The organism is Ferrovibrio terrae, assembly GCF_007197755.1.
In the GTDB taxonomy this organism is placed as follows: Bacteria; Pseudomonadota; Alphaproteobacteria; order Ferrovibrionales; family Ferrovibrionaceae; genus Ferrovibrio; species Ferrovibrio terrae.
Window position 1 is genome coordinate 1622671 of the sequence record NZ_CP041636.1, and the last position, 25818, is coordinate 1648488.

Below are 25818 nucleotides of genomic sequence, written 5' to 3' on the forward strand. Positions count from 1 at the left end.
GTCTTCGGGCGCAGTAGCATTGCTGCGCCCGAGAGGCGTTATAACAAACTGGAGGAAATCCCCATGTCTTTGCGGCAATCCATTCTGGGAATTGCGGCCGTCGTTGCGCTCTCTGTCACCACGACAGCGGCGCTGGCGCAGACCAAGCCTGCCATAAAAGATCTCGGCGGCGCAGCGCCGGCCTCGGTGATCTTCATCGGCAACAGCTTCTTCTACTACAACAACAGCATGCACGGGCATGTCACCCGCTTTGTCAGCGAAGGCATGAAGGGCCACAAATATCGCAACACCTCGGTGACGATCAGCGGCTCAGGCCTGGACTGGCATAATGTCGAGGCCTATTTCGCACCCAACGGCATCGGCAAGTACTCCTTCGTCGGCGACAACGAGGTGGTGATGAATCCGCCCGGCCAGAAGCTGTTTGAAGTCGCCGTGATGATGGATTGCAGCCAGTGTCCGGTGAATCCGACCCTGAGCAAGGCCTTCACCGAATACACCAAGAAGCACAGCGCCACCGTGCGCAAGCATGGCGCCCAGCCGGTCTTCTTCATGTCCTGGGCCTATCAGGACAAGCCGGAGATGACCGAACAGCTGGCCGAGGCCTATACCAAGGCCGGCAACGCCAACAAGGCACTGGTGATTCCGGCCGGTCTGGCTTTCGCCAATTCGATCAAGGCGAAACCCGATCTCAATCTCTATGTCGCCGACAAGCGGCATCCCAGCCTGGCCGGCACCTATCTGGCCACGGCCGTCACCTACTCGACGCTGTTCGGCAAACCGGCCAATGGCATGAAATACGATGCCGGCCTCGGCGCCGAGACGGCGGCGCATCTGCAGAAGGTGGCCGACGACACCGTGAAGTCGTATCTCGGCCGCTGAGTTCGGACTCACAAAATGAAAACGGCGGCGGGTTGATGGCCCGCCGCCGTTTCGTTTTGTGTCTGCCGCGCCGTTCTATTCCGCGGCGACCGCAGCCCGCTGCGCGGCCAGCACGCGTTCGGTCGGGCGCGTATTCATGAACAGCTGCATGACGCCGGCGGCGGCACCGATGCCGGCGGCCAGCTGCCAGGCCAGTTCATACGAGCCGAGCTTGTCGTAGATCACGCCGCCGGCCCAGGCGCCGAGGAAGCTGCCGACCTGGTGGCTGAAGAAGGCGATGCCGGTCAGCGTGGCGAGATAGCGGATGCCGAAGATCTGCGCCACCAGGCCGTTCACCAGCGGGATCACGCCGAGCCACAGCGTGCCCATCATGGCGGCGAAGACCAGCGTGCTGAGCTGGCTGACCGGCATCATGAAATACAGTGCGATGGCGACGGAGCGAAGGATATAGATCAGGCCGAGCAGCATCGGCTTGTGGTGGCGGTCGCCGAGCCAGCCGAACAGCCAGCTGCCGAACACGTTGAAGGCGCCGATCACCGCCAGCGCCTGCGCGCTCAGCATCGGGTCGGCGCCGCAATCGGCCAGGAACGTGGGAAGATGCGTGGTGAGGAAGACCAGCTGCAGGCCGCAGACGAAGAAGGCGGCGGCCATCACGATATAGCCGCCATGATTGGCGGCCTCGCCCAGCGTGCTGCGCATGGTTTCCACCGCGCCGGGCAGGGCATCGACCGGCACCTTGTCGGCCCGTCCGCCCATCAGCGCGGCCGGCAGCATGGCAGCGGCCAAAGCGACGAAGGCGAACATCGCGATCTGCCAGCCGGCGACCTGGATCACGCCCTGCGCCAGCGGCGCGCAGAAGAACGTGCCGATCGAGCCGGCGGCTGACACCAGGCCGAAGGCCAGGCTGCGGCGATCGGGCCGCACGACCTTGGCGGCGATCTTGGCGGCGATGGCCGAGGCGGTGCAGGACAGCGCCACGCCGATCATCAGGCCGGCGCCGAGCGTCACCATCCAGGCATTCGTTGCGAAAGCGGTGATGATCAGCGCGCTGGCATAAAGCAGCGCACCGGCCAGCGTGATCACGCGCGTGCCGTATTTGTCGACCAGCGCGCCGACGAAGGGCTGCGAAATGCCCCAGACGATATTCTGGATGGCCAGCGCGAAAGCGAAGTCGGCAGCGGAAATCCCGATGTCGCGGGTCATCGGCTGCATGAACAGGCCGAGGCTCTGCCGCATGCCCATGGCGAGCGACAGCATCACGGCGGCGCCGCTCAGCATGGAGACGCTCTGCCACTGGCTCAGCGAGGGATGATGGAACGGCGGGCGGGCCGCAGCGGGGGAGGCGGTATCGGTGGCCATGGCGGGGCTCTGTTCGTTCTTGTCTCGGGTGCCGTGATGATATGCGGCGTACTGCACAAGTCCAGAGGCGGAAATGTACCCCTACATCTTGCCCCAGGGACTTGCCTTGGCGGTCAGGCGGTGGTGTCCTTGCGGAAATTCCGCTGAAAAGAGAGTTCCCCATGACCAAAGACCTTCTCAAGGATATGCAGGCCCATCGCGACGAACTGACCGCGATCCGCCGCGACATCCACCAGCATCCCGAAACGGCGTTTGAGGAAAACCGCACCGCCGACATCGTGGCCGCCAAACTGACCGAATGGGGCATCCCGATCCATCGCGGCTTGGGGAAAACCGGCGTGGTCGGCACGCTGAAGGGCAATCGCCCCGGCCAGCGCAGCATCGCGCTGCGCGCCGACATGGATGCGCTGAACCTGCAGGAGAAGAATACCTTCGACCACAAGTCGGTGTATGCCAACAAGATGCATGCCTGCGGTCATGACGGCCACACCACCATGCTGCTGGGCGCGGCCAAGCATCTGGCGAAGAATCCGAATTTCGCCGGCACGCTGCATTTCATCTTCCAGCCCGCCGAGGAAGGCGAGGGCGGCGCGCGCGTGATGATCGAGGACGGCCTGTTCGAGATGTTTGCCTGCGATGCCGTTTATGGCATGCACAACATGCCGGGGCTGAAGACCGGCGAATTCGCCATCCGGCCGGGCGCCATGATGGCCGCGAGCGACACATGGTCCGCCGTGTTCCGCGGCACCGGCGGCCATGGCGCGATGCCGCATATGGGTACCGATCCCACCATGCCGGCCGGCGCTTTCATCACCACGACGCAGGGCATCATCGGCCGCAATGTGAATCCGCAGCATGCCGCCGTGGTCAGCGTCGGGCATATCGCGGCCGGCTCGTATGGCTCGCCCAACGTGATCCCGTCGGAAGTCACCATCCGTGGCACCGCGCGCAGCTACACGCCGGAAGACCGCGACCTGCTGCAGCGTCGTCTGGGCGAGATCGCGCAGGGCATTGCCTCGGCGCATGGCTGCACGGCGGAGTATCATTATCTGCGGCGCTATCCCCCGCTGCGCAACGCACCGGAACAGACCGCGCTGGCGCTCAAGGCGGCGGCACTCACGGTGGGTGAAGCGAAGACCGATGGCGATGTCGAGCCGCTCACCGGCGCGGAGGATTTCGCCTTCATGCTGGAGAAGAAACCCGGCGCCTATATCCTGATCGGCAATGGCGGCAGCATCAGCGATGGCTCCTGCCATTACGTGCATACGCCGCATTACGACTTCAACGACCAGATTCTCACCACCGGCGCGGCCTACTGGGTCAACCTGGTGGATGTCGAGCTGGGCGACGCGCGGTAAGGCGCGACTCCATCCGTCATGTCGGCCTTGAGCCGGCATGACGGATGAGTGTGACTACCAATCGATCCCGAGCGTCACGCCGAGCTTGGCCTGTGTCGGCGAGCCGGCCTGGTCGACCAGCGGGCTGTCGGCAGCATCGCCCACGATGCGATCGACGCCGGCAAAGCCGCCCAGCGAAAGATAGTCGTTCACCTTGTATCTGAGCGACGCGCCGAGGCCGTAGGACATGAACGGGCCATCCGGCGAATAGGCGCGATAGCCGGTGCGCGCAGCCTGGCCGGGCGTCACGCCGAAATAGGTCTCGGTGAAATCGCGGCTCGCCAGCGTCGCCTTGGGTCCGACGGTCAGCATCAGGCTGTCGCTCAGCTTGGTGCTCCAGTTGACGAACAGGTCGCCGACCGCGCCCTCATGGCCGCCAAAGCCCTGGCGGATTTCCGCGCCCATGGTGAAGGGCCGCAGGTCGTAATGCACATAGCCTCCGGCCTCGCCGGCCGCATCCACATCGCCCATGCCGCGCAGCGCCGCATCGTCATCCTGGTCGCGCGCCGCGCGGTATTTCACCACCGGGCCGGCGCGCCAGTTCGAACCCGACGGGGCGAAATTCGCGCCCAGGCCATCGCGGGTGGAGAGGAAAAAGCGGTCGGCATAGCGCAGGTCGAACAGCGGGATCGGATCGGCGTCGTAATTGTCGGAGCCCAGATAGGTCGGCGCATAGAGCGCGCCGCCGCCAATGCTCAGCTTCAGAGGCGACTCGTCCTTGGCGCCAGCAGCCGTCTGCGCATACGCGCCCGGCGCGGCAAGCGCTGCGCAGGCGAACAGGGTGGCGATGGCGACGGCGGTGAAGCGCATGGGGCGGGTGGATACCTTTGGAAAGCTCAACGTCCAGAGTGGGCGGCAGTGCCGGGACCCATCGGATTATTGGGCCGGGACTATTCATGGCGATCAATTAGGGCCGTATCGGGGCGGCCGGCGCTGTGTCGCCAGTCACCAATTGCGTCGCAAATCTGCGAAGTCTCCGAAGGGTTTATCCGGGTTTCCCGGCGCGCTGCGCGGCAATTGCCCCTAAAAAGGGCTATCTGCCCGTGGTTTCGGCAAGACTGCTCTTGTCGATGCCCAGCACCCTGATCCGCGAGGCCAGCGTGGTCGGCTTCACGCCCAGCAGGGTGGCGGCGCCATTCGGGCCGAAAATCCGCCCGCCGCAGCTCTGCAGCGCCGCCGTGATATTGGCGCGGTCGCGGTCTTTCCGGTCGGCATCGGTCAGCAGCGGCGGCGCGGAGGTGTCTTCAGCCGGCGGTCCTGCATTGAGAGGACGGGCGCTGTCGGGAAGTTCGATGCGCAGGCGGCCGTCGCGCGCCAGGATGGCGGCGCGCTCGATCATGTTTTCCAGCTCGCGCACATTTCCCGGCCAGTCGTAGCCCGCCAGCCGTCGCATGTCGCCTTCGCTCAGGCGCAGACCCTCGGTCTTCAGCTTGCGGCCGGTGCCGCGCAGGAAATGCGCCGCCAGCAGCGGGATATCGGCGCGGCGTTCGCGCAGGGGGACGGATTCGATCGGCACCACGTTGAGGCGGAAATAGAGATCTTCACGGAAGCGGCCCTTGCGCACTTCCGATTTCAGGTCGCGATTGGTGGCGGCAATCACACGCACATCGACATTGCGTGTGCGCTCCTCGCCGACGCGTTCGAACTGGCCTTCCTGCAGCACGCGCAAAAGCTTGCCCTGCAGCTCGAGTGGAATCTCGCCGACTTCGTCGAGGAACAGCGTGCCGCTGTTCGCCAGTTCAAAGCGCCCGATGCGATCGCGCAGTGCGCCGGTGAAAGCGCCCTTCACATGGCCGAAGAATTCGCTCTCGAACAGTTCGCGCGGGATGGCTGCGCAGTTGACGCGGATCAGTGGCCGGTCGAGGCGCTTGCTGGCCTCGTGGATAGCGCGCGCGATCAGTTCCTTGCCGGTGCCGCTCTCGCCGGTGACCAGCACGGTGGCGTCGGTCGGCGCCACCAGTTCCACCTGCCGCAGCACGCTCTGGATCGCCGCGGATGTGCCGATAATGCCGCGGTGATTGCTTTCAGCGCGGATTTCTTCCTGCAGATACGCGTTTTCCAGTTCCAGCTTCTGCCGCAGGCTTTCCACTTCCTCCAGTGCGGCGCGCAGCTTTTCATCGGCCTCGCGCTTCAGGCTGACATCGCGGAACACCACGACAGCGCCCACCACCGCGCCGCGATCGCGGATCGGCGTCGAGGTATACTCGACCCAGAAGGACGTGCCGTCCTTGCGCCAGAACACCTCGTCGCCGACGGTGTGGATATGGCCGTCCCGGAAAGCGCCGTAGATCGGGCAGTCATGGCCGGGATAATGCGAGCCGTCGGCATGGCTGTGATGCACCATCGAATGGATATCCTGGCCGACCAGTTCTTCCGCCGCGTAGCCCAGCATGCGCTCGGCCGCCGGATTTACGAAGGTGGTCTTGCCTTCCGCATTCACGCCGTAGATGCCTTCGCCGGCTGCCGACAGGATCAGTTGGTTCTCGCGTTCGATGTCGCGGAAGAACCGCTCGACGCGCTGCCATTCGGCCAAGCCGCCGCGCACGTAATAGTCAGCTTCCGAGTCGACATTGCGCCGGCGCAGTTCTTCCAGATCGGTGGCCGTGAGCAGCAGGCGGCCTTCACTGCCAAACGGCGCGCCGACATATTCCACTTTCAGCTCGCGGCCGGTGGCATGGCGCGGACTTAAGGAGCGTGTCCACCAGCGGCCTTTCTGCAGCACGGCCTGGCTGAACACGATCAGATCCGGCCGTTGCTGCGGATGCAGGTCCGTCACCGACGTGGCGCAGAGGGTTTCGCGGTCATAGCCGAACAGGCGGCAGGCGGCGGGGTTGGCATCCAGCACGCGGTCGCTGGCCGGGTCGATCACCAGCATGGCCTGCGGCGCGCCCTCGAAAACCGGGTCGGTCGTCTCGGCGGGATGAGGAAGGGTGGTGACGGTGCTCATGACGAACTATCGTAATTCAGACTACGAACTCTCGTATACTACGAATTTTCGTAATCTGTGTTCCCGCTCCATCCACGGCCGTTAATGCTGGTTTTATGCGGGCCTGGCGGTGAAACAGTGCAGTGCAGCAGGGCTGGCATGGTCCTTGCTCCTTTCTGAGGCAGGCAAGCCAATCTCAGGGGGATACCGACCATGTCGCTGTTCAAGAATCCGTTCGATACGAAGACCGACCTGTCGGCCTGCCCCTGCGGCGCGCACCGGACCCTGGGCGAACACAATGCCGAACTGGCTCTGCTGCAGCGTGATCAGCAATTGGCAGTCGCAGCGGATGAAGAAAAGCGTCTGACCAATGCGGTCGACCAGGCCGTCGTCCGCGCCCTGATCCCCGACGATATGACCCGCCGCCGCGTGCTGCACACCATCGGCGCCGGCACGCTGCTGGCTGCCATTGAGCAGTTCTTCCCGCTCGCCACCGCGCGCGAGGTTTTCGCCCAAGACAAGGGCCCGCTGGAAAAGAAGGATCTCAAGGTCGGCTTCATCGCCATCACCTGCGCCACGCCGATCATCATGGCGCATCCGATGGGCTTCTATAGCAAGCACGGCCTGAATGTCGACGTGATCAAGACCGCCGGCTGGGCGGTGATCCGCGACAAGACGATCAACAAGGAATACGACGCCGCGCATATGCTGTCACCGATGCCGCTGGCGATCACCACCGGCAGCGGGTCGAATCCGATCCCCTACACCATGCCGGCGGTGGAAAACATCAACGGCCAGGCGATCACGCTGGCGATGAAGCACAAGGACAAGCGCGACCCGAAGTCGTGGAAGGGCTTCAAGCTCGCGGTGCCGTTCGATTACTCCATGCACAACTACCTGCTGCGCTATTACCTGGCCGAACATGGCATCGACCCGGATACCGATGTGCAGATCCGCGCCGTGCCGCCGCCGGAAATGGTGGCGAATCTCCGCGCCGACAATATCGACGGCTTCCTGGCGCCCGATCCGGTCAACCAGCGCGCGGTCTATGACGGCGTCGGCTTCATCCACCTGCTGACCAAGGAAATCTGGGACGGCCATCCCTGCTGCGCCTTCGCCGCCAGCCAGGAATTCGTCACCACCAATCCCAATACCTACCGCGCCCTGCTGCGCGCCATCATCGAAGCCACGGCCTATGCCACCAAGGCGGAGAACCGCAAGCAGATCGCCGAGGCCATCGCGCCGGCAGCCTATCTGAACCAGCCGGTGACGGTTGTTGAACAGGTTTTGACCGGGACCTACGCAGATGGCCTGGGCAACATCAAGCGCGTGCCGGATCGTATCGATTTCGCGCCCTTCCCCTGGCAGAGCTTCGGCATCTGGATCCTCACGCAGATGAAGCGCTGGGGTCAGCTCAAGGGCGATGTCGATTACCAGAAGGTCGCCGAGCAGGTCTTCCTCGCCACCGATACGGCGAAGCTGATGCAGGATGTCGGACTGACGCCGCCATCGAGCCCGTACAAGACCTTCTCGGTGATGGGCAAGCAGTTCGATCCCTCCAAGCCGACCGACTACATCAACTCGTTCAAGATCAAGCGGGTCTAAGACCGGTCCTTTCGGAGTTCAGTCGATGAAGATGTCGTTCCGCCTGCGCGCCGCCGTCGTGTCGGTGGCGCTCCTGATCACCATGCTTGCGGCCTGGCACATCGCCACCGCAGGCGTGGGTCAGACCCAGGCCATGGATCCGGAATATGCCAAGCTGATGGGCCTGACGGCGACGCAGGGCAAGTCGGCCATGCCGGGGCCGCTCGATGTGGCGAAAATCCTCGGCGGCCATCTGGCCGATCCCTTCTATGTGAAGGGGCCCAATGATCAGGGCATCGGCATCCAGCTCGGCTACTCCATCGGTCGCGTCGCGCTCGGTTTCGGGCTTGCCGTGCTGGTCGCCGTCCCGCTCGGCTTCCTGATCGGTCTGTCGCCGCTGTTCCGTCAGGCGCTCGATCCTTTCATTCAGGTGATGCGTCCGGTTTCTCCCCTGGCGTGGATGCCGCTGGCGCTCTACACGATCAAGGACAGCGCGATCTCGTCGATCTTCGTCATCTTCATCTGTTCGGTCTGGCCGATGCTGACCAACACGGCCTTTGCCGTGGCCAATGTGCGGAAAGAGTGGCTCAACGTCTCCCGGACGCTGGAGGTCGGCACCTTCCGCACCATTTTCCGCGTCATCCTGCCGGCGGCGGCGCCGACGATTCTCACCGGCATGCGCATCTCGATCTCGATTGCCTGGCTGGTCATCGTGGCGGCCGAGATGCTCGTCGGCGGCACCGGCATCGGCTACTTCGTCTGGAACGAATGGAACAACCTGTCGATCGCCAATGTGATCAACGCGATCCTGTTCATCGGTGTGATCGGCATGCTGCTTGACCAGCTGCTCGGCTTCCTCACCCGCCTCGTCACCTTCACCGAGTAAGCGTCATGAGCCAGCATTTCATCTCGGTCGAAGCGCTCAAGCGCCAGTTTCCCGGCACCGACCAGGCGGTGTTCGAGGACCTGTGGTTCGGCATCGACAAGGGCGAATTCGTCTGCGTCATCGGCCATTCCGGCTGCGGCAAGACCACCGTGCTGAACGTCATGGCCGGCCTGGATCACGCCACCGAAGGCGGGATTATCTTCGACGGCAAGGCCATCGAAGGTCCCAGCCTGGACCGCGCCGTGGTGTTCCAGGGCCATGCCCTGATGCCCTGGATGTCAGTGCTGGAAAACGTGATGTTCGCGGTGCAGTCGCGCTGGCCGCAATGGAGCAGGTCCGAGGCCGCCGAACATGCGCGCAAATATATCGCCATGGTCAATCTCACCGGCGCCGAAGACAAGAAGCCGTCCCAGTTATCGGGCGGCATGAAGCAGCGCGTCGGCATTGCCCGCGCGCTCAGCATCGAACCCAAGACCCTGCTGATGGACGAGCCCTTCTCGGCGCTGGATGCGCTGACGCGCGGCACGTTGCAGGACGAGGTGCTGCGCATCCGCGCCACCACCAGTCTGACCGTCTTCATGATCACGCATGATGTCGATGAAGCGATTCTGCTGGCCGACCGTATCGTGCTGATGACCAACGGTCCCGGCGCGCGCATTGCCGAGATTCTGGTCAACACGCTGCCGAAAACCCGCACGCGCGAAACGCTGCACCAGCTCGCCGACTACTACCCGATGCGCAACCACCTGCTCGATTTCCTGGTAAGGCGCTCGAAGAATTTCGTCCCGCCGCCGGGCTGGGATGCCAAACGCCCGCCACAGATCAGAGCTACTGCCACCGGCGTGGCCGCTGAATAACCCTCGTCACAAGAAAGCATAGGAGAGAGACCCGTGAAGCGCGAAGCCGTTACCGAAAAAATCTGCGATGCCAAACGCATGAAGGGCCTGACCTGGAAGGCGATCGCCAAGAAGATCGACCCGAAAGAGTCGCATATCCTGATTACCGCCGCGTTGCTCGGCCAGATGAAGCTGGAACCGGCCCAAGCCGCCAAGGCCGCCAAGCTGCTGGGCCTGGGCAAGATGGAAGAAAAGCTGCTCTGCGAGATTCCCTATCGCGGTTCGCTGCCGCAGGTGCCGCCGACCGATCCGACCATCTATCGCTTCTATGAGCTGGTGCAGGTTTATGGCACCACCTGGAAGGAACTGATCCACGAAGAATTCGGCGACGGCATCATGTCGGCGATCGACTTCAACATGACGATGGAGCGCCTGCCCGATCCGAAGGGCGACCGCGTCAAGATCGTGATGACCGGCAAATATCTCGAATACAAGCGCTACTGATCCGCGCGCCGCTGAAGGCATCACCCTTCAGGAGGCCGGCAATGAATGAAAAGCGGGATGCCTCACAGGCATGCCGCTTTTTTCATGCCGGCTTCTGCACGCAGGTGGTGCGCATAGTGTCGTGCGCGCCTCCAAAACGTGCTCTTGGCACGGATCATGCTTCGATTCTCAACAGAAATGTCAGCATCGCAAAAGGCGATAGGGGTGGCGTATGTCGGGTGAAGGCAGCAGGTCGCGCAGTATCTCCACACTCGGTTTCGTCGGCTATGCCGCCAGCCAGATGTTCGAAGCCCGCCAGTTGTCGGCGGAAGCACCGGATGCTGCGAAAGCCATCGCCTATGCCACCGCGGCCGGTGCGCTGTGCCACGATCTGCAGCGCGAGCGTGGCTCCAGCGCGCTGTATCTCGGCAGCGGCGGTCGGGAATTCCGCGAGCAGCTGAAAGCGGCGCGCGGCAGCGTTGATGAAAAGCTGCTGGCGCTGCGGGCCGCGCTGGAGGATTGCCGCACCGCGGGTTTACTCAGGGATCTGGTGACGGCCGGGACGGCGCTGAGCAACCAGATCGATGCTGCGCGCAGCGCACGCGATGCCATCGACCGGCTGGAGTTCACCACACAGCAGTCCTTTGCCAACTGGACAGCACCGATCCGCCAAGCGCTGGAGAGCGTGCGCAGCCTGGGCTACCTGCTGCAGAACATGGCGCTCGCACGCGGGCTGGATGCCTATCTCGCGCTGCTGGAAGGACTGGAGAAAGCGGCGCAGGAACGCGCCACCGGCTCGGCCGCGCTGGCCTCGGGCAAATTCGAACTCGCGGTGTTCCAGCGCTTCATGAGTCTGGGTTTCCTGCAGGAGGCCGACTTCACCGTGTTCAGGTCGCATGCCGGCAGGGAACAGGTCGCCTTCTTCGAGGAGGTCAGCGCGGGCCCGGTTTTCGCGGAAGTCGCCAAGCTGCGCGCCGCGATCTACGACGGCTATGCCCACGGAGACTCGACCGGCGGCATCGCGGCGCCGCACTGGTTCCAGATCACCACAGGGCGCATTGACCAGATCGTGCGCGTGCGTGATCGCGTCGCCGAGGACCTGCGCGCCGCCTGTGCCGCGCTGCTGGCGCAGAAACCCGATCGCATGGCGGGCGTGTTCGGTGTCTGTCTGCTGCTCGGCCTGCCGGTGATCGCCACCGTCGGCGTGCTGGCCGGCGGCGGCGGGCGCCTCGCCCAGCTGCGACAGTCCTGGCGCGAGTGGCAGCATGGCATGCAGGCGCGGCGCAAATCCTCGCGCGACCGCCAGGTGCTGCGCGATGGCGAACAGCTCAAACGCGCCGAGGCCGAAGCACGCGAGCGCGTCTCGGCCGCCGAAGTGACCGATCTGGTCAACCGGCTTCTCGCGGGCGATCTCGGCAGCCGGCTGTCGCAGGAAGGCAAGGGCGGCTTCTTCCTCGAGATCAGCCAGCAGCTCAATCGCTTTGCCGCGATGCTGCAGACCATGATGGACGAGATGGCGCTGGTGACGGCAGCACTCGGCGCCGGCGATCTCAGCCGGCAGGTGCGCGGCGACTATGCCGGCTTGTTTGGCCAGCTGAAAGACAGCACCAATGCCATGGCCGGGCTGATCGGCGATTTCTCAGGCCGGCTGGCGGAAAGCGCCGTGGCGGTGAAAACCGCCTCGGCCGAGATTTCCGCCGGCAGTCTCGATCTGTCCCAGCGCAGCGAAAGCCAGGCCGCGGCATTGGAGGAAACCGCCGCGACGATGCAGCAGATCACCGCCACCGTGAAGCAGAATGCCGACAATGCCACGCGCGCGGACCAGCTCAGTCACAATGTCCGCAACAAGGCGGCAGCGAGCGGCGAGGTGGTGCAGGGCGTGATCGCCGCCATGCGCCAGATCGAGCAGAGCGCGGCCAGGATCGGCGACATCATCGCGGTGATGAACGAGATCGCCTTCCAGACCAACCTGCTGGCGCTGAATGCCAGTGTGGAGGCCGCGCGCGCCGGCGATGCCGGCAAGGGTTTTGCGGTGGTGGCGCATGAGGTGCGGGCGCTGGCCCAGCGCTCGGCCAATGCCGCCAAGGAGATCAAGGGGCTGATCGAGGCTTCGAACGGCCATGTGCGCAGCGGCGCGGGCCTGGTCGAGCAGGCCGGCACATCGCTCACCGAGGTGAATTCCGCAATCCAGGGCGTATCGGACATCATCGCTGAAATCGCCGCCGCCAGCCGCGAACAGGCCACCGGCCTTGAACAGGTCAGCATGGCGGTGACGCAGATGGATGAAGCGACACAGCGCAATGCCGCGCTGGTCGAGGAAACCACGGCCTCGGCGCAGTCGCTGGCGCACCAGTCGACCGAACTGGCCGACCTGGTCGGCTTCTTCCGGCGCTAGTGCAGGCTTCGCCTAGTATAAAATCCCGGGCAGGATATCGAGCACTTCGCCGCTGGCGGTGCTCACCATCAGGATGTTCTTGCCGACCAGGACCCGGTCGGTCTCCGGCCGGGCCGGCGGCAGCTCGCGCAGCAGCGGGCCGGGCAGGCGGTCGAGCGCGGACAGCACCGTCATCGGCAGCCGGTCGCCCTTGGCCGGGTCGGCCGTGAGGCCGGCGGGCAGCACGCGATCGTATTTCTTGTTGCGAGCGGCGCGCTTCTGCTTGTCGCGCACACGCTCGTAGAAGGTCGGGATGAGCCAGCGCTCGCTGCTGTTGAAGGCTATGCGGTCGTCGACCGTCTCCGGCGCCGCGGTGATCAGCGCGGTCTGCTGCGGGGCATCGGCCGGCAAGGTCGGCGGCGGCGCCAGATTGGGACCGGGCATCTGCGCCTGCACGGCCGATATGCCGGCCAGCAGTGCAAGGACAAGACCGGCGTGAGGCAGTCCGCGCATGGCGTCAGGCCGCCGGAGCGGCAGCGGCGGCCGCGTCCTTGGCCGCCTGTTCACGCAGGATGTCGGCCTTGCTGCGCTTCACGCTGTCGGATTTCAGCTGGCCGCAGGCCGCCATGATGTCGCGACCGCGCGGCGTGCGCACCGGCGAGGAATAGCCGGCATTGAACACGATATCGCTGAACTTGCGGATCGCCTCGTCGCTTGAGCATTCGTAGGGCGCACCCGGCCAGGCGTTGAACGGGATCAGATTCACCTTGGCCGGCACGCCCTTCAGCAGCCGCACCAGTTCCTTCGCATCGGCCGGCGTGTCGTTCACGCCCTTCAGCATCACGTATTCGAAGGTGATGCGGCGCGCGTTGCTCAGGCCCGGATAACTGGCGCAGGCCTGCATCAGGTCCTTGATCGGATACTTCTTGTTGATCGGCACGATCACGTCGCGGATATCGTCGCGCACGGCATGCAGGCTGATCGCGAGGTTGACGCCCAGTTCGGCGCCGCAGCGCTCGATCATCGGCACCACGCCGGCGGTGCTGAGCGTGATGCGGCGCTTCGAGATGGCGATGCCCTCGTTGTCCAGCACGATTTTCAGCGCCTTCGCCACCTGGTCGAAATTGTACAGCGGCTCGCCCATGCCCATCATCACGATGTTGGACAGCATGCGGCCGTCCGGCGGCGAAGGCCATTCATTCAGGTGGTCGCGAGCCAGCATCACCTGGCCGACGATCTCGGCCGCATTCAGGTTGCGCACCAGCTTCATCGTGCCGGTATGGCAGAATTTGCAGGTCAGCGTGCAGCCGACCTGGCTGGAGACGCAGAGCGCGCCGCGGTCTTCTTCCGGGATATGCACGCATTCGGCTTCTTCGCCATCGGCGAATTTCAGCAGCCATTTGCGGGTGCCGTCGGTGCTTTTCAGGTCGCGGCTTGCCACCGGGCGGCCGACGCTGAAATGCCGCGCCAGACGTTCGCGCAGGTCCTTCGACAGCGTGGTCATCTCGGCGAAATCGCGGCTGCCGCGATAATAGATCCAGTGCCAGAGCTGGTTGGCCCGCATCTTCGCCGATTTCTCGGCCTCGCCGGCAGTCACCAGCGCGGCGGCGATTTCCGCGCGCGTCAGGCCAAGCAGCTCGACAGCCGCGCCGTCAACCGGGACTTGGGGGGCGCGGTCGCCCACGCGCACGTCGTCAACCAGTGCGGCAGAACGGGGGGCGGCAGACGACGGGGTCACGAGTTGGCTCCCACCCCGCAGGCCTTGTCGATGGCCTGCAAGGCCTGGCCGAAACCGTCGAGGTCATAGGTGTCGGTGGTCTTGGTGCCGCGGCTCGACTCGCCGCGCACGACCAGCGTTTTGCCCTTGCGCAGCGCATCGACCAGCTTCTGGTCGGTCGTGGCATCCGAGGCCCAGGCGGCTTCCTGGTGGGTGAACATGTCGATGGTGGTCGGGCCGATCACGGCCTGTGCCGGGGTGGCGTCCTTCAGCGGATAGCCGAAATAGATGCTGACCTCGTTGCGGATCTTTTCCTTCGGCTTATGCGTCACCAGGATGTAGATCTCGCCACGCTTGGCGCTGGACGGTTCCTTCTTCTGCGGCTGCGCATGCAGGTAGCAGAGCTTGGACCCCTTGTCGGTATGCTCGTAGGCATCCCAACCGGTGAACTTGCCGATCCGCCTGGTTTCAGTAGCGGCGGCCTTCGGGTCGGCCTTGCGGGCCTGCGCGGTCGCATCGGGCATGCCCAAGGCAAACCCGAGCAGCAGCCCGAGAGAGAGGACAGGCAACAGAAGGTGCGAGGCGGGCAGCGAGACTGCCGGTCGATGGGCCTTTTTGTCGGTCATGGCGGCGAACATAGCTGTGGAGGTGCCTGATTTCCACCCGATTTCATGGCGACATCATGGCGTTTGCCGCGCCGACTGTGTCGTACGTTACGATTTGATACGTAAACCGTTGGTAATCTTGCTTTATCCCGCGACTTTCAGCACCATTGCGGGATGGACAGGGGGCAACAGGCCGTCTTGATGCGCGCCGTGGCCGAGGCTGGTGATCGCGCCGCTTTTGCCGCGCTTTACGAGCATTTTGCTCCCCGGCTGAAAGCCTATCTGCTGCGGCTCCGCGTGCCCGAGGATGTCGCCGAGGAACTGGCGCAGGAAAGCCTGATCGTCGCCTGGCACCGCGCCGCCAGTTTCGATCCGGCGCAGGCCTCGGTCTCCACCTGGTTGTTCACCATTCTGCGCAACAAGCGCATCGACCGTCTGCGCCGCGAAAAACGGCCAGAACTCGACCCCGACGATCCTGCGCTGGTGCCCGAGCCTGAACCTGCCGCCGATGTGCGGATGGTGACCATGCAGGATGAAGCGCAGCTTCGGGCGGCCCTGCAGAACCTGCCGGATGAACAGCTGCATCTGCTGCGGCTGGCGTTTTTCTCTGATCTGTCGCATCGCGACATCGCCGAACGCGAAAACCTGCCGCTTGGCACGGTGAAGTCGCGCATCCGCCTGGCGCTCGGGCGCCTGAAGCTGCTGCTGGAAAAATCCTGACGCCGCCTCGTCCTGGGCGCATTGCCTGTCACGGAACGATATTTGTGCCGCGCTGATACGCGGACTAGTTGTAACCCATTGAATAGGAATGAAAAATATCTGACTGTCGGATCATGTTACCGTTGTCCGATTCGCTTCGTCGGCTGTGAGAATTCGAGTTCCGTGTCTGGTCTTCCCCTGCCGTTCGCCGACGACCGTATCCTGCTCAACCTGGCCGCCTACTGGTCTGCCAAGCGGGGCGGCCATCCTTTGCCGCCACGCTCCGCGATCGATCCGCTCGACATGCCGCGCCGGCTGCTGCCGCATCTCATGCTGGTCGAGCCGACCGGCCGCGATATCGAAGTGCGCTTCCGCCTGGTCGGCACCGAGCTGGTGCAGCGATTCCGGCGCGATGCCACCGGCAAGACCAGCCGCGATCTCTATCCGCCGGACAGCGACTATCGCAGTTATATCGAGCAGATTTATTCCAGCGTGATCCAGCGCGGGCAGCCGCTCTATGTCGACAACACGCGCCGCTTTCCCGAGGAAGGCAGCAGCCGTGTGCGCCATCTGCTGTTGCCGATCGCGGCCGAAGCCGGCAGTGCCCGTGCGGCGCTGGTGCTCAGCTCGATCAGCTGGAGCACGGGGAGTGACGAAGGCCATCAGCCGCCGCCCTCGCGCGAACGCCAGATTTCCGTCGAGGCACTGGAAAAAGGCGTGCTGCAGGCGACGCTGCGCGGCCTGCTCGATTCCATCTGACTGACCAAAGTCGAACTGGTCCAGCCGCGCCATAGAAGTGCGGCGGCGTCCCCCGGTATAGTCGTCACGCAACGGGAGGAAGATTATGACGGAGATCGACGCTTACACGGCAGGTATGGGTGGCGGCATGCTCGTGCTGTCGGTCATTGCCGGCTGGTCGACCACCCGCTACGAACTCGACATGACCCAGCAGTGGCGCATCACGAAATATGCCAGCGCCGTGCTGGCGCTGGTGCTCGGCTTCGGCTTCTGCCAGCTGCTGGCTGGCCAGCTTGCCGCCGCGCGCGGCATGTCGCCCGACGGCATTCTCGTGGTGCTGGCCGGCGCCTTTGTCGGCAGTCTCCTGGTGATGTGGATCGCGCAGGCGGTGGAATATGCCACGCGCCGCGCCTATGGCCTGGAGCCGATGCCCTACCGTCTGGTGCGCTTCGACCTGTTCCGCTGGTAAATCACTTCAATACGGCCGGATCGAAGGAGAACAGCAGCGGGAAGAACGTCGCCCAGCTGTTCCAGCGCTGCGATCCCGCTTCGCTTACCCCCCAGAGCAGGCCGTCTTCGCCGCGCGCCAGGTCTTCAAGCCCCGCCATCGCCTCATGCTGCGCCAGCACCGCACCGGTCTGCGTGTCGATGCGATAGAGCCGGCCCATGCGGCCGTTGCTGGCGCTGATCCACAGGTTGCCCTTCGCATCGAAGGTCGCGCCCTGCGCATGGAAGGGCAGCGGCAGGCTGCGCACCGCTTCCGCCGCGCGGAAGGGCTGCGTGCTGCCGCTGAACAGCGTGGCGGGATCGGCGGCGATCAGCCGCGCCGAACCGTCGTCGCGGCTGTAGCGGCCGAACCACAGCAGCTTGCCGTCGAAGCTCAGGAAGTTGCTGCCCAGCGCCGGGTCCTTGTCCAGTTTGCGCGCCTCGCCCACGGCAATGGCGGTGCCGGCCTGCAACGATCTGGGAAGATCGAAGGCATAGAGCGCGCGACCGTTGTCGGCCACAAACAGCAGGCCGCCGTCGGGCGTGGCGGCAAGGCCATCGGCATGGCCGATGCCGGCGGGCAGGTCGAAGCCGCCGATTACCGCGCCGTTTTTCGGATCGACCGCGAAGATTTTCGCCGGGCCGCGATTGGTCTGCGGCTCGGTGCTGAGATACATGCCGACGAACAGCGTGCCGCGCGCCGTGGTCAGGCCCTGCGGCACATAGCCCTGATTGAGGCCCGGCGCCCAGTGGCGCTGGCGGATGGCGTGATCCAGCGGCGTGACCGACAGCGCCCGCTCGGTATAGACCGGTGCCTCGCCGCCCATCGGTCGATTCGAGGGCTGGGCGCCGGCGGGCGCGGCCAGCAGCAGTATAAGAAGGAGAGGCGGAAGCCGAAGCATGGCGGAACCATAGCGCCGTCCGGCCGCTTCTGTCCCGCCATCTGAGCCAGCCCCTTGGCAAAAACCCTATCGCTACTTAAGTTTAGCCCATGTCCTCAGATACTGACGCCTGGCTTGAACGCCGCACCCTTGCCCGCCGCGCCACCCGCTGGCGGATCGTCGCCGTGCTGGCCCTGCTGGTCCTCGCCCTGATCGGGCTCTGGCGCCTCGACCCCGGCAATCTGCTGGCCCATCGCCAGGTCCATGTCGCCCGGCTCGAGATCAGCGGCGTGATTGCCGAAAACGACTGGTGGCTGGAAAAGCTGGAAGAGGCCGGCGAGGACGACCGCGTCCGTGCGGTGATCCTGCATATCAACAGCCCCGGCGGCAGCACCTATGGCGGCGAGGCCCTGTTCCAGGCGATCCGTCGGCTCTCTGAAAAGAAGCCCGTTGTCTCTGTCATCGGCACGCTGGGCGCCTCTGCGGGCTATATGGTGGCCATCGCCGGCGACTATGTGCTGGCCCGCGAAACTTCGCTGACCGGCTCGATCGGCGTGCTGTTCCAGACCGCCGAATTCTCCAAGCTGATGGAAAAGGTGGGCGTCAGCTCCGAAACCATCACCTCCGGGGCGCTGAAGGCGGAGCCCAACCCGACCCGGCCGATGAGCCCGGCCGGCCGGGCCCAGATCCAGTCCATGGTCAACGAGACCCATGTCTGGTTCGTCGACCTGGTCGCCAGCCGGCGCGACCTGCCCCGGGACGAGGTCGCAAGGCTGGCCGATGGCCGGGTCTATTCCGGCCGGGCCGCCCTGCAGAACCGCCTGATCGACGGCCTGGGCGGGTTGGCCGAGGCCCGTGACTGGCTGGCCCGGACCCGCCAGATTCCGGCCGACCTGCCGCTGCGGGACATCCCGCCGGACCCGCCGGTCGGCATGCTGGACGGGCTGGGCAGCCGGACCTTCAACGCCATCCTAGGAAAAAGCCTTATCTCCGAACGGCTTAGGCTTGACGGACTGGTCTCCCTTTGGCACCCTGACTAAAGAACGAGGGGCCCGCAGCCGCTGCGCAGGGAAAACCGATGATCAAGTCTGAACTCATCAATCGTCTTGCAGAACGTAATCAGCATCTGACGCAACGCGATATCGAGCGCATCGTCGGTACGATCTTCGATGAGATCGCCAACGCGCTCTCACGCGGCGATCGTGTTGAATTGCGCGGTTTCGGAGCGTTTTCGGTCAAGCGTCGTCCGGCACGCACCGGTCGCAATCCGCGCACCGGCACTGCAGTGGAAGTGCAGGAGAAATTCGTGCCCTTCTTCAAGACTGGCAAAGAGTTGCGCCAGAAGCTCAATCTGTCGGGCAAGCAATCCGACGACTCTGAATAGTATTTTTCCTGGAGGTGCCGCATGCGCTTTCTGCGCGTTTTCATCGGCGCCCTGCTTCTCCTCATCCTGATCGTCTTTGCGGTCGCCAATAAGAACGCAGTGACGGTCAGTGTCGATCCACTGCCGTTCGAGATCGAGCTGCCGCTCTATCTGCTCGTCTTCGCAGTGTTTTTCACCGGACTGGTGGTCGGCGTGCTGGTCGGTCGGCTCAATGCATGGTCGGCCTCGCGCCGCAAGGCCGAAGCCGAGAAGCAGCGCCAGGCGCGTCAGGCGCTGCAAGGCGCCAAACCGGCCCCGGCCGCCACGAGTGGCACGGATAGCGCTCAGTTGCCGCCGCCGTCCCCTCTCGTCTGAATACAGGCTGGTCATATGCGTTCGATCGATGCTGCCGCCGTTCATGCAGCCCTGCCGTATGACAAGCTGATCCCGCATCTGCGCGATGCGTTTCGCGTCGGCGGCGAGGTGCCGCTGCGCAGCCGCTTTCATATCGATGCGGTTGACGGCGGCGCCGGCGGCACATTGCTGCTGATGCCGGCCTGGCAGCCGGGCCGCCATATCGGCATCAAGACGGTCAGCGTCTTTCCCGACAATGCGAAACTCGGCCACGGTTCGGTGGCTGCCACCTATCTGCTGCTCGATGCGCGCACTGGCTTGCCCAAGGCGGTGATCGACGGCGAGGCGATCACGCTGCGCCGTACCGGTTGCGCCTCGGCGCTCGCCGCCAGCTATCTGGCGCGCCAGGATGCGCAGCATCTTCTCATGGTCGGCGCTGGCTCGCTGGCGCCGCATCTGATCCGCGCGCACTGTGCTGTACGAAATTATACCCGCATCGAGATCTGGAATCGCAATCGCGCGCGTGCCGAACAGGCGGCCGCGACCTTGCGCGATCTCGGTGGGACGGTTGCGGTGGTCGATGATCTTGAATCTTCCGTTCGCGTCGCCGATACGATTTCCTGCGCCACGCTGTCGCGCGACCCGCTGGTTCGCGGCGACTGGCTGAAAGCCGGCGCGCATCTCGATCTCGTTGGCGCCTTCACGCCGGAGATGCATGAGACCGATGCCGCCGCACTGACGCGCAGCTCGGTTTATGTCGACAATCGCGCCGGTGCGCTGAAAGAGCCGGGCGATCTGGTGACGCCGATCAATGCCGGGCAGTTCAAACCGGAAGACGTGCGTGGTGATCTGTTCGATTTATGCCGTGCCGATGTGATGGCGCGTCGCAGCGACACCGAGATCACACTGTTCAAGTCGGTCGGCCTGGCGCTGGAAGATCTCGCCGCCGCCGAACTGGTCGTTGAGGGACAGCAGACATGAAGAGCATCATTGTCGGCGGCGGCATCATGGGGCTGTCTGCCGCGCACGCGCTCAAGAAAGCCGGCCATGACGTGGTGCTGATCGAGCAGGGCACGCTGCCCAATCCGCTCGGCTCTTCGGTCGACCAGCATCGCCTGATCCGGTATCCGTATGGCGCGCAACGCGGCTATACCCGCATGGTGCGTCATGCCTATCATGCCTGGAAGCGCCTCTGGCACGACCTGAAGATGACGCTCTATGCCGAGACCGGCACGCTGGTGCTGAGCGGCGCGGGCGATGGCTGGGCCAAGGCCTGCGTTGAAGCTTTGACCGCCGAAAATGTCGAGCAGCTCGCCTTTGACGCCGAGAGCGTCGTTGGCCGCTGGCCCATGCTGAACGGCGACGGCATCGAGGAAGCATTCTTCTGTCCCTCCGGCGGCGTGCTGTTTGCCGAAGCCATCGTCGCCGCGCTGAGTTCTCACTTGCGCGAACGTGGCGTCACGCTGCTGACCAACACCTCAGTTGTCGCGGTGGATGCGGACAAGGGCAGCGTCACGCTGGCGGATAAAACCGTGCTGCAGGCCGATCATGTACTGGTAACAGCAGGTCCCTGGACATCGAAGCTGCTGCCCGATCTCGGCAACGTGTCGCGGCCGTCGCGCCAGGTCGTGGTCTATCTGCAGCCGCCGGGCGATCTCACTGCTACCTGGTATCAGGCACCGATGATTCTCGAGATCGGCCTCAGTCAGGGCTTCTATCTGGTACCGCCGCGCATCACCCGCGACGGCATGCGCACGGGCCTGAAGATCGGCGATCACACTTTCGGGCCGACTGCCGATCCCGGCACGAACCGCGATGCATTGCCGGACGAGATCGACGCCATCGTCGCCAAGGCGAAGACGCGGATCGCCGATCTCGACCAGTATCGCGTGGCGCAGGCCAAGACCTGTTTCTATGACGTGGAAGCCGACGAGAAATTCCAGTTCCGCCAGCTGGGCGCACGCGGCTATGCCTTCTGCGGCACGTCCGGGCACGGCTTCAAGTTCGGACCCGTCGTCGGCGAACTGATCGCCGATGCGCTGGCCGGCAAGGCGTCTTACGAGGAAACCGCGCGCTGGCTCGCCGGAGACATCATCGAAGAGCCGGCGGCCACATCCGACAGCAGCGGATAACGGCGCGGCTGGAACAGCTGGTAGTGCCACCATTCATTGCGATAGAAGTCCCAGCCCGCCGCCGTCATGATGCCGAGCAGCAGCGCCCGGTTGGCCTGTTGCTCCGGCGTGATCTCAAGGCAGCCATGGAAGGCCAGCGGCGTGAAGGCGTCGAAGCCGGTACCCATGTCGAGTTCCTCACCGTCCTGATCCACCAGTGTCACGTCCACCGCAGCACCGCGCGAATGCGGCGAACCCTTTCGCGGGTCGGCCAGGAAATCCGGATTGGGGTCGTGATTCCACAGCGCCCAGGCCGCCTCGGTCGGACGGAAGGCGTCGAACACCTTCAGCTGCAGGTCCATCTGGCCGGACAGGGCGATGGCCTTGCGCAGCAGGTCGGCGGCTTCGGTATTGAGAAAACAGGCGGGCCGGCTGTATATGGGCGCGCCGGTCAGGTTGTCGGCCGTGGCATAGCGCAGGTCGAGCAGCACCGGAAACGCGGGCGGCTTGATTTCAACGAGCGGCATGCGGCGGACTCCGGAATGGCATCCCGTTTCTCCTATCACCGGAGCATCGCTTCGTGAAGCTGCTCGGCATCGATACCGCACTCAATGCCTGCTCCGTCGCCATTGTGGATGGCAACGCGGTATTGGCCTGCGTGGTATCGGCCGGCGGCAAAGGCAATGCCGAACGGCTGCTACCGCTGCTGGAACAGGCGCGGCTGCAGGCTGGCATCGAACTCGCCCAACTGGATGGTATCGCCGCCACCATCGGGCCGGGCTCGTTCACCGGCATCCGCACCGCACTCGCCACGGCGCGTGCGCTCGGCCTTGCGCTGAAGATTCCGGTCTGGGGGATTACCACCACTGAGACCCTCGCCCATGCTGCGATCCTGGCCACCGCGCAGCCGGGCCTGGCGACGGTTGCCGTGATCGATGCGAAGCGCGACGAACTCTACATCCAGTGTTATTCGGCTGATGGCGCGGCGCTGGCCGAACCGCAGCTTCTCAACATCGCCGATGCTGCAGGTATCCTGCCACCAGGTCCGGCCGTGCTGGTCGGCAGCGGCAGCGAATTGCTGATGCATGCCGCCAGGACTCTTTCCGGGCGCGACGACCTGCGGCTCTCGTCCGTGTCGCCTGATCCCGATCCCGTGCTGGTGGCGCGGATCGCCGCCGGCCGGCCGCGACCGACCGTATCGCCGTCGCCGCTTTATATCCGTCCGCCAGACGCAAAGCTGCCGTCTGCCATCGGCGCGACCGCAACATCCAGGCCGCCGCTGAACATCCAGCCCTGCGGCAGCGAAGCCGCCGGTGTGCTTGCCGCGCTGCATGCAGAGGCCTTTACCGGCCAGTCGGAAGAACTCTGGACCGAGAAAAGCCTGCGCGAGCTGCTGGCGATGCCGGGCGCGCTGGCATTGCTGGCCACGCAGGGTGGCGGGCAGCCGATCGGATTCATCCTGCTGCGCCAGGCTGCCGACGAAGCAGAGATCATCACGCTTGCCGTGCAGCCCCAGCTGCGGCGTCTCGGCGTGGCACGCCGCCTGCTGACCGTTGGCCTGGCCAAGATGACCGGGCGCGGCGCGCAGCAGTGTTTCCTCGAAGTGGCCGACACCAATGTCGCGGCGCGCGGCCTCTATGCCGCGGCGGGATTTGTCGAAGTCGGCCGCAGGCCGGGCTATTACCGCGATGCAACCGGCGGCCAGCGCGACGCCATTCTGATGCGCAGGTGAGACAGCGGCGCAATTAAATGGTTTCATGCGCAACTGAATCTGCTGCGATTATCATGCGCCCATAAAGTATAGGTTGCAGCCAAGTCGCGCTGACACGCCAAAAGGCAGTAGCGCTTCACTGGCTTTACTGAATTCGCTCCTTGTATAATTGGCCTTCCCCGCAGTTTTACTTGGCGTATTCAGGAGCGAGAGAATGGCCAGTCCCGCCGACCGATCGGAATTGCTCGCACTGACGGCCGAGATCGTCGCCGCGCATGTCTCGAACAACAAGCTCGAGGCCGGCGACCTGCCGGCGCTGATCCGCCAGGTCTACGGCACGCTGGCGGGCATCGGCGCGGAGCCGGCCGAGCTGGTCGCCGGTGGCGCCGCCGACCGTCCGGCGCCGGCCGTGCCGGTCAAGAAATCGGTGACGCCGGATTACATCGTCTGTCTCGAGGACGGCAAGAAGCTGAAGATGCTGAAGCGGCATCTGATGAGCCACTACAAGCTGACGCCGGAACAGTATCGCGAGCGCTGGAGCCTGCCGCCGGAGTATCCGATGGTGGCGCCGAACTATGCGATCCGCCGGCAGGTGCTGGCCAAGAAGATCGGCCTGGGCAAGGGGCGACGCGGCGGTTAGCGGGCCGGATCCCGGGCCCTGTCGTATGGGATGCAGACCCCAAGGCAGTTTTTACTGCTAACCCCTTGTCCAAGCAGGTCGCCTGTACGTTTCATCGGGCGGCGGGTCATGCTATAAACTCCCCGTCAGTCTGACAGGGATTCTCATCTAATCAGAAGAAGGCGTTCGGCGCATGGGCAGCCGCCTCGAACAACTCTGCGAACAGCTCGGAATGCGAATGACGGACCAGCGGCGTGTGATCGCCCGGGTCCTCAGTTCCAGTAGCGACCATCCCGATGTGGAAGAACTGCACCGTCGCTCGGTGGCGGTCGATCCGCGCATCTCGATTGCCACCGTGTATCGCACGGTGCGCATGTTCGAGGAGAACGGCATTCTCAGCCGCCTCGATCTCGGCGACGGTCGCGCCCGCTACGAAGAAATGCCGGAGTCGCATCACGACCATCTGATCGATACCCGCAGCGGCAAGATCATCGAGTTCAACGACCCCGAGCTTGAAGCGCTGCAGGAACGCATCGCCGCCCGGCTGGGCTACAAGCTGGTCGATCACCGGCTCGAACTGTTCGGCGTCCCGCTCGACGACAAGGACGGCAAGAAGGGCAAGGCCTGAGGCCTTGCTCCTCACGCCGGCACCATGACGTCCCTTTTTGCATGACGGCAGTATTCTGATGACGGCACGCGCCGTGTTTACGCTCAGCCTCTTCCTGATCTGGACGGTGCTGTTGATCCCAGTGCAGATGCTGCTGATCCGGCTTAACTCGCCGCTGCGGCGCAGCCTGCCGTATGTCTATCACCGCACCGTGGCCTGGCTGCTGCGCGTGCAGGTGCGCAAGGTGGGCGAGCCCTCGGCCGCCGCGCCGACGCTGTTCGTCAGCAATCACATCTCCTGGCTCGACATCGTCGTGCTGTCGGCTGCGATGCCCAATGTCAGTTTCATCGCCAAGCAGGAAGTGGGCACCTGGCCCTTCTTCGGCACGCTGGCGCGGCTGCAGCGCACCGTGTTCGTCGAACGCGAAAAGCGCCATCGCACCGCCGAGCATCGCGACGAGATGGTCGAGCGTCTGGCCAGCGGCGACAGCCTGATCCTGTTTCCTGAAGGCACCTCGTCGGATGGTCTGCGCATCCACAATTTCAAATCGGCGTTCTTCGCCGCCGCCGAGCGCCCGGTGGGCGACAAGCAGCTGACGGTACAACCGGTGTCGCTTGGCTATGCGCGGCTCAATTACATGCCGGTCGGCCGGCGCTGGATGCAGCTGTTCGCCTGGGTCGGCGACGAGGATCTGGTGCCGCATCTGTGGCGCTTCCTCAAGGCCGGCCCAAGTGAGGCGGTGGTCGAGTTTCATCAGCCGGCCACGATCGACCAGTTCAACTCCCGCAAGGGCCTGGCCGCCTGGTGCCATCAGCGGGTGCTGGAAGGCCTCAGCGATATCAATGCCGGGCGCGATCCCGGTCGGCGCACCCCGCCGCAAAAGGCTGCGCAGAAGTCCGAGTAAGTCGGCCGCCGCCCTTGACTGGCGGGCCATGTTTCCATATTGTTCTCTTTGTAAGTCACTGTTTCCACGGCCAGATCAGCAAATAAGAAAAAATAGGCACCGAATAAGCCGGGATTGGGCGGGTTAACGCCACATGGCGCCGGCCCGGAGGGACATAGGCGCGGCACAAACGCGAACAGCTCCGCGCGGAAATGTCTGACGCCAAAGCGGGCATCTCGTTAACTCTTTGATTTTACTGTGAAGAATCTGTGACGCTGCAGCGCAATCGATGCGGTTGTGCTTTCCTTGCGGCGATTCGG

Annotated in this window: 27 protein-coding genes; 19 read left to right on the forward strand and 8 right to left on the reverse strand. The window is 64.4% G+C overall.

The annotated features are described in order from the left end of the window. The first annotated feature begins 63 nt into the window (after positions 1-63). A complete protein-coding gene (locus FNB15_RS07930) occupies positions 64-879 on the forward strand; it encodes an SGNH/GDSL hydrolase family protein (protein WP_144068181.1) in 816 nt (271 codons plus the stop codon). Positions 880-954: 75 nt separating this feature from the next. Here FNB15_RS07930 and FNB15_RS07935 read toward each other — a convergent pair whose 3' ends face one another. Next, complete coding sequence (locus tag FNB15_RS07935) at positions 955-2238, reverse strand: MFS transporter (protein WP_144068182.1); 1284 nt, start codon at positions 2236-2238, stop codon at positions 955-957. 161 nt (positions 2239-2399) lie between these two features. Between FNB15_RS07935 and FNB15_RS07940 the strand changes: the two genes are divergently transcribed. After that, positions 2400-3596, forward strand: coding sequence for a M20 aminoacylase family protein (locus FNB15_RS07940; RefSeq protein WP_144068183.1), 1197 nt, complete (start codon positions 2400-2402; stop codon positions 3594-3596). A 54-nt stretch (positions 3597-3650) separates the two neighbouring features. Here the strand turns inward: FNB15_RS07940 and FNB15_RS07945 are convergent, their stop codons facing one another. Continuing rightward, positions 3651-4445: a MipA/OmpV family protein gene (locus FNB15_RS07945; RefSeq protein WP_144068184.1), complete on the reverse strand. Its 795-nt coding sequence runs from the start codon at positions 4443-4445 to the stop codon at positions 3651-3653. A gap of 223 nt (positions 4446-4668) precedes the next feature. Further along, positions 4669-6582, reverse strand: coding sequence for a sigma 54-interacting transcriptional regulator (locus FNB15_RS07950; protein WP_144068185.1), 1914 nt, complete (start codon positions 6580-6582; stop codon positions 4669-4671). A gap of 192 nt (positions 6583-6774) precedes the next feature. On the opposite strand from FNB15_RS07950, the gene FNB15_RS07955 reads away from it, so the two are divergent. The 5 genes from FNB15_RS07955 to FNB15_RS07975 all read left to right on the forward strand — a co-directional run bounded on the left by FNB15_RS07955 (position 6775) and on the right by FNB15_RS07975 (position 12745). Continuing rightward, a complete protein-coding gene (locus FNB15_RS07955; RefSeq protein ID WP_144068186.1) occupies positions 6775-8166 on the forward strand; it encodes a CmpA/NrtA family ABC transporter substrate-binding protein in 1392 nt (463 codons plus the stop codon). A gap of 25 nt (positions 8167-8191) precedes the next feature. After that, positions 8192-9031: a nitrate ABC transporter permease gene (ntrB, locus tag FNB15_RS07960; RefSeq protein ID WP_144068187.1), complete on the forward strand. Its 840-nt coding sequence runs from the start codon at positions 8192-8194 to the stop codon at positions 9029-9031. A gap of 5 nt (positions 9032-9036) precedes the next feature. Continuing rightward, on the forward strand, positions 9037-9888 hold the full coding sequence (locus FNB15_RS07965; protein WP_144068188.1) for an ABC transporter ATP-binding protein: 852 nt from the start codon (positions 9037-9039) through the stop codon (positions 9886-9888). A gap of 33 nt (positions 9889-9921) precedes the next feature. Continuing rightward, a complete protein-coding gene (cynS, locus tag FNB15_RS07970; protein ID WP_144068189.1) occupies positions 9922-10371 on the forward strand; it encodes a cyanase in 450 nt (149 codons plus the stop codon). Positions 10372-10582: 211 nt separating this feature from the next. After that, the gene (locus FNB15_RS07975; RefSeq protein WP_144068190.1) at positions 10583-12745 is read left to right on the forward strand and encodes a methyl-accepting chemotaxis protein; all 2163 of its coding nucleotides are present in this window, start codon (positions 10583-10585) and stop codon (positions 12743-12745) included. 12 nt (positions 12746-12757) lie between these two features. Here the strand turns inward: FNB15_RS07975 and FNB15_RS07980 are convergent, their stop codons facing one another. The 3 genes from FNB15_RS07980 to FNB15_RS07990 are packed head-to-tail and all read right to left on the reverse strand — an operon-like array spanning position 12758 to position 15067. Next, a complete protein-coding gene (locus FNB15_RS07980) occupies positions 12758-13237 on the reverse strand; it encodes a hypothetical protein (RefSeq protein WP_144068191.1) in 480 nt (159 codons plus the stop codon). A 4-nt stretch (positions 13238-13241) separates the two neighbouring features. Further along, complete coding sequence (gene rlmN / locus FNB15_RS07985) at positions 13242-14414, reverse strand: dual-specificity RNA methyltransferase RlmN (protein WP_246068855.1); 1173 nt, start codon at positions 14412-14414, stop codon at positions 13242-13244. A gap of 44 nt (positions 14415-14458) precedes the next feature. After that, positions 14459-15067 (reverse strand): invasion associated locus B family protein, encoded by a 609-nt coding sequence (locus FNB15_RS07990; protein ID WP_144068193.1) that lies wholly within the window; start codon positions 15065-15067, stop codon positions 14459-14461. Between the two features lie 180 nt (positions 15068-15247). Between FNB15_RS07990 and FNB15_RS07995 the strand changes: the two genes are divergently transcribed. The 3 genes from FNB15_RS07995 (at position 15248) to FNB15_RS08005 (ending at position 16952) form a co-directional block, all read left to right on the forward strand. Beyond that, positions 15248-15766, forward strand: a complete 519-nt coding sequence (locus tag FNB15_RS07995; RefSeq protein ID WP_246068822.1) for a sigma-70 family RNA polymerase sigma factor — start codon at positions 15248-15250, stop codon at positions 15764-15766. A gap of 162 nt (positions 15767-15928) precedes the next feature. Then, positions 15929-16504 (forward strand): PAS domain-containing protein, encoded by a 576-nt coding sequence (locus FNB15_RS08000; RefSeq protein ID WP_185973771.1) that lies wholly within the window; start codon positions 15929-15931, stop codon positions 16502-16504. A gap of 85 nt (positions 16505-16589) precedes the next feature. Continuing rightward, on the forward strand, positions 16590-16952 hold the full coding sequence (locus FNB15_RS08005) for a hypothetical protein (protein WP_144068196.1): 363 nt from the start codon (positions 16590-16592) through the stop codon (positions 16950-16952). Between the two features lies 1 nt (position 16953). Here FNB15_RS08005 and FNB15_RS08010 read toward each other — a convergent pair whose 3' ends face one another. Continuing rightward, positions 16954-17871: an NHL repeat-containing protein gene (locus FNB15_RS08010; protein ID WP_144068197.1), complete on the reverse strand. Its 918-nt coding sequence runs from the start codon at positions 17869-17871 to the stop codon at positions 16954-16956. Positions 17872-17960: 89 nt separating this feature from the next. On the opposite strand from FNB15_RS08010, the gene sppA reads away from it, so the two are divergent. Genes sppA through FNB15_RS08035 form a run of 5 tightly spaced genes read left to right on the forward strand, consistent with a single transcriptional unit; the run spans position 17961 to position 21699 of the window. Next, positions 17961-18890 (forward strand): signal peptide peptidase SppA, encoded by a 930-nt coding sequence (sppA, locus tag FNB15_RS08015; protein ID WP_144068198.1) that lies wholly within the window; start codon positions 17961-17963, stop codon positions 18888-18890. Between the two features lie 38 nt (positions 18891-18928). Continuing rightward, complete coding sequence (gene ihfB, locus FNB15_RS08020) at positions 18929-19234, forward strand: integration host factor subunit beta (RefSeq protein WP_144068199.1); 306 nt, start codon at positions 18929-18931, stop codon at positions 19232-19234. A 21-nt stretch (positions 19235-19255) separates the two neighbouring features. After that, on the forward strand, positions 19256-19588 hold the full coding sequence (locus FNB15_RS08025; RefSeq protein ID WP_144068200.1) for a lipopolysaccharide assembly protein LapA domain-containing protein: 333 nt from the start codon (positions 19256-19258) through the stop codon (positions 19586-19588). Between the two features lie 15 nt (positions 19589-19603). Further along, a complete protein-coding gene (gene lhpI / locus FNB15_RS08030; RefSeq protein WP_144068201.1) occupies positions 19604-20548 on the forward strand; it encodes a bifunctional Delta(1)-pyrroline-2-carboxylate/Delta(1)-piperideine-2-carboxylate reductase in 945 nt (314 codons plus the stop codon). Further along, positions 20545-21699: an NAD(P)/FAD-dependent oxidoreductase gene (locus FNB15_RS08035; RefSeq protein ID WP_144068202.1), complete on the forward strand. Its 1155-nt coding sequence runs from the start codon at positions 20545-20547 to the stop codon at positions 21697-21699. The genes lhpI and FNB15_RS08035 overlap by 4 nt, the downstream gene beginning before the upstream one ends. On the opposite strand, the gene ddpX is transcribed toward FNB15_RS08035, so the two are convergent. Continuing rightward, positions 21624-22205, reverse strand: coding sequence for a D-alanyl-D-alanine dipeptidase (ddpX, locus tag FNB15_RS08040; protein WP_144068203.1), 582 nt, complete (start codon positions 22203-22205; stop codon positions 21624-21626). The genes FNB15_RS08035 and ddpX overlap by 76 nt on opposite strands. A 53-nt stretch (positions 22206-22258) precedes the next feature. Between ddpX and tsaB the strand changes: the two genes are divergently transcribed. From tsaB to FNB15_RS08060, 4 genes are all read left to right on the forward strand, one after another. Beyond that, positions 22259-23410, forward strand: coding sequence for a tRNA (adenosine(37)-N6)-threonylcarbamoyltransferase complex dimerization subunit type 1 TsaB (gene tsaB, locus FNB15_RS08045; protein ID WP_144068204.1), 1152 nt, complete (start codon positions 22259-22261; stop codon positions 23408-23410). Between the two features lie 193 nt (positions 23411-23603). Next, entirely contained in the window at positions 23604-24029 is a 426-nt protein-coding gene (locus FNB15_RS08050; RefSeq protein ID WP_144068205.1) for a Ros/MucR family transcriptional regulator, read from the forward strand. A gap of 172 nt (positions 24030-24201) precedes the next feature. After that, positions 24202-24636, forward strand: coding sequence for a Fur family transcriptional regulator (locus FNB15_RS08055; protein WP_144068206.1), 435 nt, complete (start codon positions 24202-24204; stop codon positions 24634-24636). A gap of 58 nt (positions 24637-24694) precedes the next feature. Further along, complete coding sequence (locus tag FNB15_RS08060) at positions 24695-25519, forward strand: lysophospholipid acyltransferase family protein (protein WP_144068207.1); 825 nt, start codon at positions 24695-24697, stop codon at positions 25517-25519. Positions 25520-25818 lie beyond the last annotated feature (299 nt).

Coding starts and splice junctions, on each gene's coding strand:
- FNB15_RS08010 (WP_144068197.1), bottom strand. CDS start 17,871: ATGCTTCGGCTTCCGCCTCTCCTTCTTATACTGCTGCTGGCCGCGCCC.
- FNB15_RS07965 (WP_144068188.1), top strand. CDS start 9,037: ATGAGCCAGCATTTCATCTCGGTCGAAGCGCTCAAGCGCCAGTTTCCC.
- ddpX (WP_144068203.1), bottom strand. CDS start 22,205: ATGCCGCTCGTTGAAATCAAGCCGCCCGCGTTTCCGGTGCTGCTCGAC.
- FNB15_RS07945 (WP_144068184.1), bottom strand. CDS start 4,445: ATGCGCTTCACCGCCGTCGCCATCGCCACCCTGTTCGCCTGCGCAGCG.
- FNB15_RS07980 (WP_144068191.1), bottom strand. CDS start 13,237: ATGCGCGGACTGCCTCACGCCGGTCTTGTCCTTGCACTGCTGGCCGGC.
- FNB15_RS07955 (WP_144068186.1), top strand. CDS start 6,775: ATGTCGCTGTTCAAGAATCCGTTCGATACGAAGACCGACCTGTCGGCC.
- FNB15_RS07950 (WP_144068185.1), bottom strand. CDS start 6,582: ATGAGCACCGTCACCACCCTTCCTCATCCCGCCGAGACGACCGACCCG.
- FNB15_RS08055 (WP_144068206.1), top strand. CDS start 24,202: ATGGGCAGCCGCCTCGAACAACTCTGCGAACAGCTCGGAATGCGAATG.
- sppA (WP_144068198.1), top strand. CDS start 17,961: ATGTCCTCAGATACTGACGCCTGGCTTGAACGCCGCACCCTTGCCCGC.
- FNB15_RS08060 (WP_144068207.1), top strand. CDS start 24,695: ATGACGGCACGCGCCGTGTTTACGCTCAGCCTCTTCCTGATCTGGACG.
- FNB15_RS07990 (WP_144068193.1), bottom strand. CDS start 15,067: ATGACCGACAAAAAGGCCCATCGACCGGCAGTCTCGCTGCCCGCCTCG.
- FNB15_RS07995 (WP_246068822.1), top strand. CDS start 15,248: ATGCGCGCCGTGGCCGAGGCTGGTGATCGCGCCGCTTTTGCCGCGCTT.
- FNB15_RS07935 (WP_144068182.1), bottom strand. CDS start 2,238: ATGGCCACCGATACCGCCTCCCCCGCTGCGGCCCGCCCGCCGTTCCAT.
- FNB15_RS08005 (WP_144068196.1), top strand. CDS start 16,590: ATGACGGAGATCGACGCTTACACGGCAGGTATGGGTGGCGGCATGCTC.
- FNB15_RS07975 (WP_144068190.1), top strand. CDS start 10,583: ATGTCGGGTGAAGGCAGCAGGTCGCGCAGTATCTCCACACTCGGTTTC.
- FNB15_RS08025 (WP_144068200.1), top strand. CDS start 19,256: ATGCGCTTTCTGCGCGTTTTCATCGGCGCCCTGCTTCTCCTCATCCTG.
- FNB15_RS07940 (WP_144068183.1), top strand. CDS start 2,400: ATGACCAAAGACCTTCTCAAGGATATGCAGGCCCATCGCGACGAACTG.
- FNB15_RS08035 (WP_144068202.1), top strand. CDS start 20,545: ATGAAGAGCATCATTGTCGGCGGCGGCATCATGGGGCTGTCTGCCGCG.
- FNB15_RS07930 (WP_144068181.1), top strand. CDS start 64: ATGTCTTTGCGGCAATCCATTCTGGGAATTGCGGCCGTCGTTGCGCTC.
- lhpI (WP_144068201.1), top strand. CDS start 19,604: ATGCGTTCGATCGATGCTGCCGCCGTTCATGCAGCCCTGCCGTATGAC.
- ntrB (WP_144068187.1), top strand. CDS start 8,192: ATGAAGATGTCGTTCCGCCTGCGCGCCGCCGTCGTGTCGGTGGCGCTC.
- ihfB (WP_144068199.1), top strand. CDS start 18,929: ATGATCAAGTCTGAACTCATCAATCGTCTTGCAGAACGTAATCAGCAT.
- FNB15_RS08050 (WP_144068205.1), top strand. CDS start 23,604: ATGGCCAGTCCCGCCGACCGATCGGAATTGCTCGCACTGACGGCCGAG.